At 65.6% G+C, this 13,994-nt stretch carries 14 protein-coding genes and 1 tRNA gene; 6 read left to right on the plus strand and 9 right to left on the minus strand.

All coding sequences use genetic code 11. The features are described 5' to 3' along the window. Positions 1-7: 7 nt before the first annotated feature. From AC1VNX_RS31205 to AC1VNX_RS31230, 6 genes are all read left to right on the plus strand, one after another. A complete protein-coding gene (locus tag AC1VNX_RS31205) occupies positions 8-130 on the plus strand; it encodes a hypothetical protein (RefSeq protein WP_483161405.1) in 123 nt (40 codons plus the stop codon). Continuing rightward, positions 127-297, plus strand: coding sequence for a hypothetical protein (locus AC1VNX_RS31210; protein ID WP_483161406.1), 171 nt, complete (start codon positions 127-129; stop codon positions 295-297). Before AC1VNX_RS31205 ends, AC1VNX_RS31210 begins: the two co-directional genes overlap by 4 nt. Next, positions 294-635, plus strand: a complete 342-nt coding sequence (locus tag AC1VNX_RS31215) for a hypothetical protein (RefSeq protein ID WP_483161407.1) — start codon at positions 294-296, stop codon at positions 633-635. The genes AC1VNX_RS31210 and AC1VNX_RS31215 overlap by 4 nt, the downstream gene beginning before the upstream one ends. A 27-nt stretch (positions 636-662) precedes the next feature. Next, positions 663-860: a hypothetical protein gene (locus AC1VNX_RS31220; protein ID WP_483161408.1), complete on the plus strand. Its 198-nt coding sequence runs from the start codon at positions 663-665 to the stop codon at positions 858-860. Further along, positions 857-1,540, plus strand: coding sequence for an HD domain-containing protein (locus AC1VNX_RS31225; RefSeq protein WP_483161409.1), 684 nt, complete (start codon positions 857-859; stop codon positions 1,538-1,540). The genes AC1VNX_RS31220 and AC1VNX_RS31225 overlap by 4 nt, the downstream gene beginning before the upstream one ends. Positions 1,541-1,754: 214 nt before the next feature. Then, a complete protein-coding gene (locus AC1VNX_RS31230; protein WP_483161410.1) occupies positions 1,755-2,798 on the plus strand; it encodes a tyrosine-type recombinase/integrase in 1,044 nt (347 codons plus the stop codon). Here the strand turns inward: AC1VNX_RS31230 and AC1VNX_RS31235 are convergent. From AC1VNX_RS31235 to rpoC, 9 genes are all read right to left on the minus strand, one after another. After that, complete coding sequence (locus AC1VNX_RS31235; protein WP_483161411.1) at positions 2,795-3,145, minus strand: aspartyl protease family protein; 351 nt, start codon at positions 3,143-3,145, stop codon at positions 2,795-2,797. The genes AC1VNX_RS31230 and AC1VNX_RS31235 overlap by 4 nt on opposite strands. 71 nt (positions 3,146-3,216) lie before the next feature. Then, entirely contained in the window at positions 3,217-3,459 is a 243-nt protein-coding gene (locus AC1VNX_RS31240; protein WP_483161412.1) for a hypothetical protein, read from the minus strand. A gap of 237 nt (positions 3,460-3,696) precedes the next feature. After that, positions 3,697-3,772: transfer RNA gene (locus AC1VNX_RS31245), tRNA-Phe, on the minus strand. Between the two features lie 21 nt (positions 3,773-3,793). Then, positions 3,794-4,495, minus strand: a complete 702-nt coding sequence (locus AC1VNX_RS31250; protein ID WP_126021684.1) for a response regulator — start codon at positions 4,493-4,495, stop codon at positions 3,794-3,796. Positions 4,496-4,585: 90 nt separating this feature from the next. Next, complete coding sequence (locus AC1VNX_RS31255; RefSeq protein WP_483161413.1) at positions 4,586-6,919, minus strand: sensor histidine kinase; 2,334 nt, start codon at positions 6,917-6,919, stop codon at positions 4,586-4,588. Then, positions 6,916-7,560, minus strand: a complete 645-nt coding sequence (locus AC1VNX_RS31260; RefSeq protein ID WP_483161414.1) for a DUF4390 domain-containing protein — start codon at positions 7,558-7,560, stop codon at positions 6,916-6,918. The genes AC1VNX_RS31255 and AC1VNX_RS31260 overlap by 4 nt, the downstream gene beginning before the upstream one ends. Beyond that, complete coding sequence (gene rsmB / locus AC1VNX_RS31265) at positions 7,541-8,929, minus strand: 16S rRNA (cytosine(967)-C(5))-methyltransferase RsmB (protein WP_483161415.1); 1,389 nt, start codon at positions 8,927-8,929, stop codon at positions 7,541-7,543. Before rsmB ends, AC1VNX_RS31260 begins: the two co-directional genes overlap by 20 nt. Positions 8,930-9,018: 89 nt before the next feature. Continuing rightward, positions 9,019-9,627 (minus strand): LemA family protein, encoded by a 609-nt coding sequence (locus AC1VNX_RS31270; protein WP_483161416.1) that lies wholly within the window; start codon positions 9,625-9,627, stop codon positions 9,019-9,021. Between the two features lie 112 nt (positions 9,628-9,739). Beyond that, positions 9,740-13,978 (minus strand): DNA-directed RNA polymerase subunit beta', encoded by a 4,239-nt coding sequence (gene rpoC / locus AC1VNX_RS31275; protein WP_483161417.1) that lies wholly within the window; start codon positions 13,976-13,978, stop codon positions 9,740-9,742. Positions 13,979-13,994: the final 16 nt, after the last annotated feature.

Genomic DNA, 13,994 nt, shown 5'->3' on the forward strand with positions numbered 1-13,994 from the left:
TGGCCTCATGAGGACATCGCCAGTCGCGCCCAACCCGGGTTTCCTCGCGACCGCTGCAGCGCTGGCGGTCTTCATCGTCCTGCCCATCGTGCTCGCCGCGATGTGCGTCTACGGCTGGAGCACTCCATGATCGTGATTACCTCCCCTCGCCCGCGCCGGCCCAAGCAGCCGCAGCGCACCGGCCCGGTCGGCGGCCTCGCCGATGACCGCTTCCAATACACGCCGGCCGTCGCCACCGACATCCGCAAGACCTTCAAGCGCATTCGCGCCGAGATGCAGCGGGGTGCGCCGCAATGACGACCACCACCACGGGCCTCTTCTTCGTTGGCAAGGACCACCCCACACGACCCGCCGTCAGCGAGCACAAGAACGATGCCGGCACCTTCGTCCTGAAGATGCGCGTCGTAGACAACCAAGGCCCTCGCGCGGTCGAGGTCTACGTGGTGCGCTGGGTCGGCCAGGAGGCCGCCGCATGGCGCGAGAAGCACCGCAACTTAAGGGCAGGCGACGCTCTGCGCCTGGTGCTCGCGAACCCGCGCTCGATGCCAGGCGTGCACGCGCCCGAAATCCACGCCGTCATTAGCTCCTGCGAGCTGCTGCCTGCGCGCGCTCCCGCAACCGCCAGCGTCGCGTAGCACGCAAGGCACCACGCCCTCACCAACATGCCATTCCCCATCACCCCACTCGCGACCATCGAGCGCGAAGCCAAGGCAGCAGCCGAGAAAGGTCTGTCGCCGAACCACGCATGCCGCTTCCCTTTCGACGACCCGGCCGGCGAAGCCTTCGTTCGCACCTACAACGAGCACCGCGAGGCCCTGCAGGCCAGCGCAGCGCAACAGCATGAGGAGGACGCGCAATGACGTGGATGCTCACCGCCAGCGGCGCCGAATACCACCTCGCCAGCCCGACTGCATACGCCCCTTGCGGCCGCCCGGTAGACATCCGCGACGTGGCTCACCACCTCGCCATCGTCAACCAGTTCAACGGCGCCACCTCGCGCCCGTACAGCGTCGCCGAGCACAGCCTCTTGTGCTGCGACATCGCCCAGCGCGCCGGCGCCTCGGTATTTGTGCAGATGGCAGCGCTGCTGCATGACGCACACGAGGCATACACCAATGACCTCATCAGCCCAGCAAAGCAGGCCGTGGACAACTACAGCATGGCCGCCGGCATCGCCGCATGGCAAGCGTTCGAATCCGAGCATGCCAAGGGCGTACGCGAACACTTCAAGCTGCTTTCCGTATTCGGCGGGCATCGCGAACTCCTACGCTCCATCGACCTGCAGGCACTCGCCACCGCGCGCCGCGATCTGACGCCCTACGACTCCTCGCGGCATATGCCGTGGCCGCTGCTCGGCGACAACGCGCTGCAGCCTGTCGCGCCAGCTGACTGGGTTCGGCTGAACACACCGGAGCGCGAGGCTGCGACGTGGAAGGATTGGCGCGAGCAGTTCCACAACCGATTCATTGAGCTGCAGATCGCGCGCAACGGTTCGGAGGCCAGGAGCGGACTTGCGAGAGGGGTCATGACATCCAGATGAGCGCCCTCCCATTTCTTTCTGCGCAGGAGGTTGACGAACTCTGTGCGCCACTCACACAGCGCCACGCGCAGGCGCGCCGACTGTGCGCGCTACTCGGACTCACGTCCGTCCCGAGGCGACCGGACGGGCTACCGCTGATCGGTCGAAAGCTTGTGGAAGAGCGCTTGAACAACACCGGCAGCAGCAACAACAACGCCGGCTTCAACTGGAGTAAATGATGGGAAGAAAAAGAGAGAGGGCCTCAGGCTTCGGCTTGCTGCCTCGGATGGAGGCGCGCCCTCATGCAGGCAGCGACAAGGTGACATACCGGTATCACCCAGTCGGAGGCAGGCCGATCAACCTTGGCCAGGACAAACGAGCGGCCATTCAAAAAGTGCTCGACTTGAACGGCGCAAGCAATGACGCCGGCACGATAGAGGAGTTGTGGCGCACCTACCAAACAATGCCCCAATGGAAGCGGCTCGGCGAGCGCACGAAGGCTGACTACACCGAATACAGCGTCAAGCTACTGGAGGTGATGGGCAAGGCATCGGCTCGCATCGTTCGACCAGCCGACATCGCGCGTTACTTGCGCGTCGAGCGAGCCGATGCACCGGTGCGGGCCAATCGCGAAATCGCGCTGCTGTCCAATCTGATGACGGTCGCGGTAGAGCGCGGCGACATCGACGTGAACCCATGCAAGCAGGTGAAGCGCAACCTTGAACGGCCGCGCACCGAAGCACCAGAGCCGGAGACGTTTGCGGCATTCATCGCCTGGCTCAATGGGCAAGGGCCACAACGCAAGGTGATTGCCCTCATGGCCGAGTTCGCGGCAATGGCTGGATCACGTCGCATCGAGTTTTTGCACCTCACGCTGCCGCAGATCGACAGCGAGGCGAACACCATCCGCCTGATGCGAGCGAAGCAGCACGGCGGCGCGAAACGCATGGAGAGCATCACGATCACCCAAGGTATGGAAGATCTGGTGCAGCGACTGCGCGCTCTGCCGCGGCCAGAAGAGTGCTTTCACGTCTTCACGACGAGGGACGGCAATCCCTATACCGATGACGGCTTCGCATCGACCTGGCAGCGGGCCATGGCAAAGGCGCTGGAGGACAAGATCATTCCGCGCCGCTTCACCTTTCATGATTTGCGGGCGTACTACACGACACAGCACAAAGCCCAGTACGGCGGGCTCCCGGAATTGCATGCAGACGTGAAAACGACCGCAAAGATCTATGACCGCTCTCGTGTATCCGAGCGAAAGGGCCTTCGCTAAAAGTCCAGGCGGAACTGACCGCGCCCCATGGTGAGTTGCAGCCGGTCGAGTACGTCTCGACCAATCAAACCATCAATGGAGACGTTAAAGAAGGGCCGCGCGATGACTTCCAACGCGGGGAAGATCAGCGGATGCTCGCCAGGCGTGCGAATCTCAAACTGGACGTCATGGGTCATGCATGTGGTCGCGGCGATATGAGACGTTGAGCCAAGGATGTCACGAGAGCCGCGCGCAGGGATGTCCAGCCAACGCATCACATCGTCCTTCACCATCGTGGAGTCTGCACCAGTGTCGATAAGAAAAGAGAGCCGCATGGGCTCTCTAACGTCGAGTTTCTTGGCGCGCAACAGGCTTGCTCTCGGGGCGCTCACCCCGATCCATATGTCCAAAATCGCGCCACTTGAACTGTAGGTGCCAGTTAGGTGCGGCACGGTCCAAAGTCACGCATGAAATGAACCACGTCCTGGTCTTCGGCAACCTTCTTCACGAAGAAATGATCTAGACCGAACGTGTCGTATGCCCAGTCCAGCGCCTCCTGATAGGTACGCGAGAAGTGGACGGTGAGCGTGTCTTTAATAACCACATACTCGCCATCGTGCTCGGAGAGCATTGCCGGCAAGTTGTCACGGTAGGTGCGTAGCTCAGTCTGCATTTCAGACATCGCAAAACGCCTGATGAAGATTGGTCATTGGGCTATTCACAGGTTATTCGGGCTTATACACAAACTTATCCACAGCCCGGACTTCAAGACTACCGAATTCGGCTCACCGAATCAATAAGAGTTTTTCTCATCGAAGCGGAGAGCGATTTCAATGTCGCGATTTCGTTGAAATTCCCACGGTGGGAATAAAAAGCAAAAGGCGCTACAACCTTGATAGCTGTAGCGCCTTGCTGAATATGGTGGCCTGGGGCGGAATCGAACCACCGACACGCGGATTTTCAATCCGCTGCTCTACCAACTGAGCTACCGGGCCGTTGCTGTGTGCAGCCTTAAATTATACAGCGCTTCTGCGCCCTCTTGAAAGATCAACGCCAAGTTGTTTGAGCTTTCTGTAAAGATGGGTGCGCTCGAGGCCGGTTTTCTCGGCGACGCGGGTCATGGAGCCGTTCTCCATCGCCAGGTGGAACTCGAAGTACGCCTTCTCGAAGCCGTCGCGCGCATCACGCAGCGGGCGGTCGAGGTCGAAGCTCTGGGTCGACTGCGGGCCGGTGTCGGCCACGGGCACCGAAGCCAGCGAGGCCATCAGCAGGCTGTCGCCCGTGGTCGTGATGGCTGTCGCCTGGCTGCCGGTGATCGGCGCGGGCACCACGCCTGCTGCCGCGCGGCGCGCGCTTTCGCGGGCGAGCCCCTGCTCCACTGCCTTGAGCAGCTTCTGCATGGTGATGGGCTTTTCGAGAAAGGCGAACGCGCCGATGCGCGTGGCGTCGACTGCCGTGTCGATGGTGGCGTGGCCGCTCATCATGATGACGGGCATGCTCAGGAGGCCCGCGGTGGACCACTCCTTGAGCAGCGTGACGCCGTCGGTATCGGGCATCCAGATGTCGAGCAGCACGAGATCGGGGCGTGCGCGCTGGCGTGCAGCGCGGGCTTCGGCCGCGTTCTCCGCGAGTTCCACGTTGTGGCCCTCGTCATTGAGAATTTCGAAGAGCAGGTCCCGGATGCCCAGCTCGTCATCGACCACGAGAATGTTTGCCATGAGTGCTGCTTGTTGTGTGCGCTGGTGTCCGCAATGGTATGTTGAGTCCGCTGGCCCATCCATCGCCTGTGCGACGGACATTCGTGCGGCTCAGGCGGAAGACTTCGACGAATCTTCGGTGGTGTGAGCGACCGCTGCCCGCGGCTCGCTTGCCAGCGCGAATGATAGCGAGACTTGTGCCCCTGCTACAGCCCCGTCGACAACGCGATTCGAAAGCTCGATGCGCGCGCCATGCTCGTCGGCGATCTTCTTGACGACGGCGAGGCCCAAACCAGTACCTTTTGTTTTCGTGGTGACGTAGGGCTCGAAGGCACGCTTCAGAATATTCTCGGCAAAGCCGGGGCCACTGTCCTGCACGGTCAGGCGCACGCGCTGCCCCGAATCGCCGAGCCTCGTGCGGATGGTGACCTCGCCGACCTTGCCCGTTCCACTGGCGGCGGCTTCCGCTGCGTCCTGCGCGTTCTGCAACAGGTTGTGTATGACCTGGCGGATCTGCTGCGCGTCGCCCCTGATGGGCGGGCAGCGCTCGTCGAGCTCGGAGCGCAGCGTGATCGGCAGGTTCTCCGCGCTGTAGAGCTGCAGCACGTCGGTCAGCAGCGCGTTCAGGTCCACCGGCTTGAGGTCGGCCGCGGGCAGGCGCGCGTAGTCGCGGAATTCGTTGACCAGCCGCTTCATCGCGTCGACCTGGTCGACGATGGTCTTCACCGACTTCACGAGCACGGCTTGCTCGGGCGGCTGCACCTTGCCCGAGAGCTTCATCTCGAGCCGCTCGGCCGAAAGCTGGATCGGCGTGAGCGGGTTCTTGATCTCGTGCGCGAGCCGGCGCGCGACCTCGCCCCAGGCCTGCGCGCGCTGGGCCGAGACGATCTCGGAGATGTCGTCGAACACCAGCAGCCGCGCGGCGCCAGGCAGCTCCGCGCCGCGCGCGACGATGTTGATGGCGCCGTCCTGCTGCGGCAGATCGGTGCCGGAGGCATGCAGCTCGAAGGCGTGCTGCCAGTGGTCGAGGCCATGCTGCATGCGCTCGACGAGAAAGTCCTCGAACTGCTGCTGCACCTTTGTACCGAACTCGGCCAGCCCCGGCACCTCGACGAGCGGCCGGCCCTCGTAGGCCGCGAGCGGCGCGCGCAGCACGCGGGTCGCGCCGGGGTTGGTGGACAGCACGATGCCCTTGGCATCCAGCACGATCACGCCCGAGGTCAGGTTGTCGAGGATGGTCTGCAGGTTGGCGCGCGCGGCATCGAGCTGGCCCACGGTCTTCTCGACTGCGCCGCGGGCATCGGCCAGCTGCTGCGTCATGACGGCAAAGGAGCGCGTGAGTCCGCCCAGCTCGTCCTTGCCCTGCAGCACGGCGGTGGGCCGCAGGTCGCCGGCCGCCACCTGCCGCACGCCGTCGGCCAGCACGAGCAGCGGCCGCGCGAGCTGGTTGCCGAACAGCACGGCCAGCAGCACCGCACCGAACACGGCGAGGAACAGGCTCAGCGTGAGCGTGCCGATGTACATGCGGCGCAGGCCTTCGCGCGCGAGGGCCCTCTCCTGGTACTCGCGGTTGGCCTCCTGCACGGCCAGCGCATTGGCGACCACAGCCGGTGGCAGTGGCCGCGTGACCTGCAGATAGCGCGGCGCGGTGTCGAAGTCGAAGCCGGGCCTTTGCACCATGGCGAGCGCACGCACGCTCGCGGCCGGCGGGGTTGCCCCGGGCGCGGTGGTTTCGTCCAGCCCCTCGACGTGCGCGACGGCACGCTCGGGACGCACCTGTCGAAACTGCTGCTGGGTCGGCCGGTCGGGGTTGAGCTGGAAACGCGAGGTGCCGGCGCTGGCCACCAGTTGTCCGGAGCCGGTCCAGAGAATCACGTCGCTGGCTTCGAGCTGGTCGCGGATGCGCTCGAGCACCAGGCCCGCGCTCGCGTCGGGCACCTGCGCCAGTTGCGAGCTGGCGCCGCGCGTCTTGACCGCAAGATCGTCGGACAGCGAATCGAGCGTGGCCCGCCCGAGGTTCAGGCCGGCGTCGAGCGCGCCCTCGACCTTCACGTCGAACCAGCTCTCGATCGAGCGCGCGACGAACTGGTACGACACCACATACACCAGCGCGCCCGGCACCACACCCACCAGTGCGAAGATGGCCGCCAGCTTGATGAGCAGCCGACTGCCGAACTTGCCCTGCCTGAGGCGCCGCAGCAGCCGGAAGGCGACCCAGCCGATCACCAGCACCAGCAGCACCGCCACCACGACGTTGATGCCGAAAAGGCGCACGTAGTAGCGCTCGTACAGCGCGCGGTTGTTGGTGGCCTGCGCCAGCAGGAAGATCAGCACCAGGCCGATGGCGGTGACCAGCGCGGCGCCGACGCCGATGGCCCAGCGCCGGGCCCGCGCGCGGCTCGCGGCCTGCGAGGCCGCCGTGCCGCTGCGCGCCGGAGTGCTCACTTCTGCTTCTCCAGCGGGAGCTTGGCCGTGCGCTCGACGGCGATGTTCCAGTCGGCCTGGCCTACCACGCCGATCTGGAAGGGGCGCGGCAGCTGCGAGGTGTCGAGCCTGAAGCGGAAGGTGACCTGGTGCTGCGGGTCGTCGCCGATCTCGGCCAGGTCGCCCATGCGCAGGCGGCCGACGCGCTTGATGGCGTCGAGCGCGTCGCCGAGGGTGTCGAAATTCTGGTTCAGCGAGATGCCAAGACCCGCCGCGCCGGTCATGGGCGCCGCCGACACGTTGAGCCGCCAGCGCCGCGTGAGCGGCTGGTAAGCCAGCCGCATGTGGCGCGTGACCTGGGCGACCTTGCGGTCGGTCCAGTACCAGCGCTCCTGGAAGAGCTCGGCCTCGGCCACGAAATAGATGGCGATGCCCTTGTCGAGCACCTCCTCGACCAGCGAGGGCAGCTCGAACTGCACGCCGGCGGTGAAGTAGACGCCGTCGTCGGCCTGCTCCAGCCGCATCTGGGTGATCGTGGCGCCGCTGCGCCCCTGGGCGAATGCCGCAGCCGGCAGGAAGGCCATGCACATCGCCCAGATCCAGAGCAGGACGGGCAGCGACAGGACCAGCCAGCGCCGTCGCTCAACGCGGACGCTTTTCAAGCAGGGCGTAGAAAAAGCCGTCGTGGTCACCAGAGGCATTGTCCGGGACGCCACGGGCATTCGACCCGCTTTGGGGCAGCAAATGGCCCGGCGATGGCAGCAATCGTGCGTTGGTGTTGTGTACAAGAAACGCATCAATTTGTTGCGAGCCCTCTTCGCGAAACACGGAGCAAGTGCAGTAAAGAAGTCGTCCGCCGGGCCGCACCAGCGGCCACAAGGCAGCCAGGAGCGCGGCCTGCTGTGCGGCGAGCTGGGCGGTATCGCTCTCGCGGCGCAGCCAGCGCACGTCGGGGTGGCGCCTCACGATGCCCGAGGCCGTGCATGGCGCGTCGAGCAGGATGGCGTCGAAGGGCGTGCCGTCCCACCACTGGTCGGGCCGGCCTGCATCGGCAACGAGCACCTTGGCCTCGAGCCCGAGGCGCGCCAGGGTGTCATCGATGCGGCGGCTGCGGACGGCATCGACTTCCAGCGCGGTGACATCGATGGCGCCGGGGCTCGCCATTTCGAGCAGGTGCGCGGTCTTGCCGCCGGGAGCGGCGCAGGCGTCGAGCACGCGCAGCGGTGCAGCACCGGGGCTTGCCGGCAAGAACCCATCGAGGAGCAGCGGCGCCGCCATCTGCGCAGCCGCGTCCTGCACCGAGCAGGCACCGTCGCCAAAACCGGGCAACTGCTGCACAGGGCGGGCGCGCGCCAGCTGCAGGCCGCTGGGGCCCACGCGCGTCGCGCCCAGGCCCACGGCTTCGAGTTCGGTCAGATAGGAAGCAGCCGTCGTCTTGCGGAGGTTGACCCGCAGCGTCATCGGCGCGTGCGCGTTGTCGGCGGCCAGCACCCGCTGCCACTCGCGCGGATGGTCGCGCTTCAGCCGCTCGATCCACCAGCGCGGATGGTTCCACTGCGCGACGGGTTCGGAGTCGGTCGCGGCCACGAGCTCATCACGTTCGCGCAGAAAGCGCCGCAGGCAGGCGTTGATGAAGCTGGCCTGCGCCCGCGTGGCCGGGTTGCGCTTGGCGGCCTCGACGGCCTGGTCGACCAGCGTGAAAGGCTCGTAGGGCGCGTGCGAGGCGTCCCACGCGAGCGCCAGTGCGGTGCACAGCAGCGCATCAGGCAGGGGCGGCGGCGTGCGCTTGGCCAGATGGCGGCGAAGGGCTTCGGCGCGGCCGAGCCAGCGCAGCACCTGGAAGCCGAGCGACTGCACGCCGGGGCGCAGCGCGGGCTCGACGGCCTCGAAGGCCACGGAGCCCGACGTGCCGGCACGAATCGACGCCAGCGCCGCCGCAGTCAGCTGCAGTTGGCGCCAGAGCGGGGGTTGTTGCAGGGGTGGCGTGTCGCCATGGCCTCTGCGGGAGGGGTCGGAGGGTAGTTCTGACAAGTTGGGGGCGATGGTAACGGGCCGGCCAAAAGCCGGACTTCGCACATGGAAAGAGGAAATTGCCGGAGCAGCGCGCCGGGCGCGCCGCTTCAGAGCAGCGGCGCCGCCGGACGCAGACGCACGGCCCATGCCACCAGCAGCGCCGGAAACTGGGCGATGGCGGCGTTGTATTGCGCCACCGCCTGGTTGAACTGGCTGCGCGCGATCTCCGCCGCGGCGGAGGGTTCGGGCCAGCCGATGGGTTCCGCCGTGCCGGGCACCATGCTTGTCGCCCCAGGCAGCAGCTGCGCGGGCCGCGACAGCGTGCCGTCGGCGTCGAACACGGTCACCTGGTCGGGGTGCTGCCGCTGCCAGGCGCCGATCCAGACCTGCAGCGCGGTCGCCAGCGCCGCCATGCCGCCGACGTCGAGCGGGCGCAGCCGGGTCGCGCCCAGCAGGGTCGCGAGCTGCGCCGTTGCAGCCTGCAGCGGCGCGATGGACGACAGCGATTCGCCAGTCGGCGCCGCCTCGGGCTGCGGGCCGGCCGCGATGCTGGCCTGCACGAAGTCGAGCTGCTTGCCCAGCGCCGCATCGAGCTGGCCATAGGCCTGCAGCACGGCCGCGCGCAGGCGCACCAGCCGGTTGTAGGCACCGACAAACCAGAACAGCAGGACCGCGACCACGATCCAGCCGGCCAGCGATTCGGGCAACACGCTCATCGACGGCAAGGCCTCTTCATCATCATGCGAACACAGGGAACAAGAAAACGCCCCCCAACCGGGGGCGGTCGGGGGGCGTGGTGTACCGGTCATGGCCGGTGATGCTAACCAGTTATTCGGTCGCAGCGCCTTCGCTGGCGTCCACCGTCGTGCTGGCAGCCGCATCGCCTTCGCCGGAACCAGCCAGTTCGGCCGCTTCCGATTCGGCGATGGCGCGACGCTCGGCCTCGTCCATGGCGTCCTTGACCTTGCGTGCCTGGTGGTACGCCATGCCGGTGCCCGCGGGGATCAGGCGGCCGACGATGACGTTTTCCTTCAGGCCGCGCAGCTCGTCGCGCTTGCCCATGATCGCGGCTTCGGTCAGCACGCGCGTCGTTTCCTGGAACGAAGCGGCCGAGATGAACGAGTCGGTCGACAGCGACGCCTTCGTGATACCCAGCAGCAGGTTGGTGAACGTCGCGGGGATCTTGCCTTCGGCGCGCAGGGCGTCGTTGGTGTTGAGCATTTCGCTGCGTTCGACCTGTTCACCGGAGATGTAGCTCGTGTCGCCAGCGTTGTCGACCACGACGCGGCGCAGCATCTGGCGAACGATCACCTCGATGTGCTTGTCGTTGATCTTCACGCCCTGCAGGCGGTAAACGTCCTGCACTTCGTCCACGATGTAGCGCGCCAGCTCTTCCGAACCCAGCAGGCGCAGGATGTCCTGCGGGTCCGCCGGGCCGTCGACCACGGATTCGCCCTTGTTCACCACCTGGCCTTCGTGCACCAGGATGTTCTTTTCCTTCGGCACGAGGTCTTCCCAGACCGTGCCTTCCGGATCGGTGATCTGCAGGCGGATCTTGCCCTTCGTTTCCTTGCCGAACGACACGGTGCCGGTCATTTCGGCCAGCATGCCCTTGTCCTTCGGCGAACGGGCTTCGAACAGCTCGGCAACGCGCGGCAGACCGCCGGTGATGTCGCGGGTCTTCTGGCCTTCGACCGGAATGCGCGCCAGCACTTCGCCGGGGCCCACGTCCTGGCCGTCGCGCACCTGCACCAGCGCGCCGATCGGGAAGCCGATCGTCACCGAGTGGTCGGTGCCCGGGATCTTCACTTCGGCGCCGGAGGCGTCGATGAGCTTCACCTGCGGACGAACGACCTTGGCAGCGCCGCGGCGCTTCGGGTCGATCACGACCAGGGTCGACAGACCGGTCACTTCGTCCACCTGCTTGGCGACCGTGAGGCCTTCCTCGACGTTTTCGAACTGCGTCTTGCCGGCGAATTCCGTGATGATCGGGCGGGTCAGCGGGTCCCAGTTGGCCAGGACGTGGCCAGCCTTGATCTGCTGGTCGGCCTTGACCGTCAGGGTCGCGCCGTACGGCACCTTGTGGCGCTCGCGCTCGCGGCCGTGCTCGTCGTGGATGACGATTTCGCCCGAACGCGAGATCACGACCAGCTCGCCCTTGCTGTTGGTCACGTAGCGCATCGTGGCGTTGAAGCCGATCGAGCCGTTCGACTTGGCTTCCACGCTCGAGGCGATGGCGGCGCGCGAAGCGGCACCACCGATGTGGAAGGTACGCATCGTCAGCTGCGTGCCGGGTTCACCGATGGACTGGGCGGCGATCACACCGACGGCTTCGCCGATGTTGATCAGGCCGCCGCGGCCCAGGTCGCGGCCGTAGCAGGTCGAGCAGATGCCGAAGCGGGTCTCGCAGGTCAGCGCGGTGCGGACCTTGACCTCGTCGACGCCCTGCGCTTCCAGCGCCTCGATGGTGTCCTCGTCGAACATCTCGCCGGCCTTCAGCAGCACCGAGCGGTTTTCCGGGTGCAGCACGTCGTCGGCTGCGGTGCGGCCGAGGATACGGTCGCGCAGCGATTCGATGACTTCACCGCCTTCGACGATGGCGCGCATCAGGTAGCCGCCGTGCGTGCCGCAGTCCTGCTCGGTCACGACCAGGTCTTGCGTCACGTCGACCAGACGACGGGTCAGGTAGCCCGAGTTCGCCGTCTTCAGCGCCGTGTCGGCCAGACCCTTGCGGGCACCGTGGGTGGAGATGAAGTACTCCAGCACGTTCAGACCTTCGCGGAAGTTCGCGGTAATGGGCGTCTCGATGATCGAGCCGTCAGGCTTGGCCATCAGGCCGCGCATGCCGGCCACCTGGCGGATCTGGGCCGCGGAACCGCGGGCGCCGGAGTCGGCCATCATGTAGATCGAGTTGAAGGACTCCTGCTCGACTTCCTTGCCGTTGCGGTCGATGACCTTCTGCTTCGACAGCTTGGCCATCATCACCTTCGACACTTCGTCGCCGGCCTTGCCCCAGATGTCCACCACCTTGTTGTAGCGCTCGCCGGAGGTCACGAGACCGGAGACGTACTGCTGCTCGATCTCCTTCACTTCCTTGGCCGAGCGCTCGATGATGCCGTGCTTCTCCGAAGGCACCAGCATGTCGTCGATGGCGATCGAGATGCCGGCCTTGGTCGCCAGGCGGAAGCCGTTCTGCAGCAGCTTGTCTGCGAAGACGACGGTTTCCTTCAGGCCGCACTTGCGGAACGAGACGTTGATGAGCTTGGAGATCTCCTTCTTCTTCAGCGCCTTGTTGATGTTCGAGAACGGCAGGCCCTTCGGCAGGATCTCGGACAGCAGCGCGCGGCCCACGGTGGTGTCCACGAGCGAGGTCGACGGCACGAATTCGCCGGTTTCCTTGTTCTTGGTGTACTCCGTGATGCGCACAGCCACCTTGGCGGTGAGTTCGACTTCGTTGGCGTCGAGCGCGCGCTGGACTTCACCGATGTCGGAGAAGATCAGGCCTTCGCCCTTGCCGTTGATGCGGTCGCGGGTCGTGTAGTACAGACCCAGCACCACGTCCTGCGAGGGAACGATCGACGGTTCGCCAGAAGCCGGGAACAGCACGTTGTTGGAGGCCAGCATCAGCGTGCGGGCTTCCATCTGCGCTTCCACCGACAGCGGCACGTGGACGGCCATCTGGTCGCCGTCGAAGTCGGCGTTGAATGCCGCGCAGACGAGCGGGTGCAGCTGGATGGCCTTGCCTTCGATCAGGATCGGCTCGAAGGCCTGGATGCCCAGGCGGTGCAGCGTCGGAGCGCGGTTCAGCATGACCGGGTGCTCCTTGATGACCTCTTCCAGGATGTCCCAGACCACCGGCGTGCCCGATTCGACTTCCTTCTTGGCAGCCTTGATCGTGGTCGCGATGCCCATGGCTTCGAGGCGCGAGAAGATGAAGGGCTTGAACAGCTCGAGCGCCATCAGCTTCGGCAGGCCGCACTGGTGCAGCTTGAGCGTCGGGCCCACCACGATGACCGAACGGCCCGAGTAGTCGACGCGCTTGCCCAGCAGGTTCTGGCGGAAGCGGCCGCTCTTGCCCTTGATCATGTCGGCCAGCGACTTTAGCGCGCGCTTGTTGGCGCCCGTCATGGCCTTGCCACGGCGGCCGTTGTCCAGCAGCGAGTCGACGGCCTCCTGCAGCATCCGCTTCTCGTTGCGCGCGATGATTTCCGGAGCCTTCAGCTCCAGCAGGCGGCGCAGACGCGAATTGCGGTTGATGACGCGGCGGTACAGGTCGTTCAGGTCGGAGGTCGCGAAGCGGCCGCCGTCCAGCGGCACCAGCGGACGCAGGTCCGGCGGCAGCACGGGCAGCACGTCGAGCACCATCCACTCGGGCTTGATGCCCGACTTGCGGAAGGCTTCCAGCACCTTCAGGCGCTTGGAGTTCTTCTTGACCTTGACTTCGGAGCCGGTCAGGTCGCCGCGCAGGCGTTCGATCTCGCTGTCGAGTTCGATGCCTTCGAGCAGGTCCTTGATGCCTTCGGCGCCCATCTTGGCGACGAACTCGTCGCCGTATTCCTTGCGCTTCGCGTCATAGTCGTCCTCGGACATGATGCCGAACTTCTTCAGCGGGGTCATGCCGGGGTCGGTGATCACGTAGGCTTCGAAGTACAGCACGCGTTCGATGTCGCGCAGCGTCATGTCGAGCACGAGGCCCAGGCGCGACGGCAGCGACTTCAGGAACCAGATGTGGGCGCAGGGCGCGGCCAGGTCGATGTGACCCATGCGCTCGCGACGCACCTTGGTCTGCGTGACTTCGACGCCGCACTTCTCGCAGATAACACCGCGATGCTTCAGGCGCTTGTACTTGCCGCACAGGCACTCGTAGTCCTTGATGGGGCCGAAGATCTTCGCGCAGAACAGGCCGTCGCGCTCGGGCTTGAACGTGCGGTAGTTGATCGTCTCGGGCTTCTTCACCTCGCCGAAGGACCACGAACGGATCTTTTCGGGCGAAGCCATGCCGATCTTGATGGCATCGAAATGCTCATCGGGCGTGAATTGCTTGAACAGGTCGAGTAGCGATTTCATAAGACTCTTTCCCTTT

This window comes from Variovorax sp. TLI9-5A (assembly GCF_056867935.1).

Coding starts and splice junctions, on each gene's coding strand:
- AC1VNX_RS31205 (WP_483161405.1), top strand. CDS start 8: ATGAGGACATCGCCAGTCGCGCCCAACCCGGGTTTCCTCGCGACCGCT.
- AC1VNX_RS31210 (WP_483161406.1), top strand. CDS start 127: ATGATCGTGATTACCTCCCCTCGCCCGCGCCGGCCCAAGCAGCCGCAG.
- AC1VNX_RS31215 (WP_483161407.1), top strand. CDS start 294: ATGACGACCACCACCACGGGCCTCTTCTTCGTTGGCAAGGACCACCCC.
- AC1VNX_RS31220 (WP_483161408.1), top strand. CDS start 663: ATGCCATTCCCCATCACCCCACTCGCGACCATCGAGCGCGAAGCCAAG.
- AC1VNX_RS31225 (WP_483161409.1), top strand. CDS start 857: ATGACGTGGATGCTCACCGCCAGCGGCGCCGAATACCACCTCGCCAGC.
- AC1VNX_RS31230 (WP_483161410.1), top strand. CDS start 1,755: ATGATGGGAAGAAAAAGAGAGAGGGCCTCAGGCTTCGGCTTGCTGCCT.
- AC1VNX_RS31240 (WP_483161412.1), bottom strand. CDS start 3,459: ATGTCTGAAATGCAGACTGAGCTACGCACCTACCGTGACAACTTGCCG.
- AC1VNX_RS31250 (WP_126021684.1), bottom strand. CDS start 4,495: ATGGCAAACATTCTCGTGGTCGATGACGAGCTGGGCATCCGGGACCTG.
- AC1VNX_RS31270 (WP_483161416.1), bottom strand. CDS start 9,627: ATGAGCGTGTTGCCCGAATCGCTGGCCGGCTGGATCGTGGTCGCGGTC.
- rpoC (WP_483161417.1), bottom strand. CDS start 13,978: ATGAAATCGCTACTCGACCTGTTCAAGCAATTCACGCCCGATGAGCAT.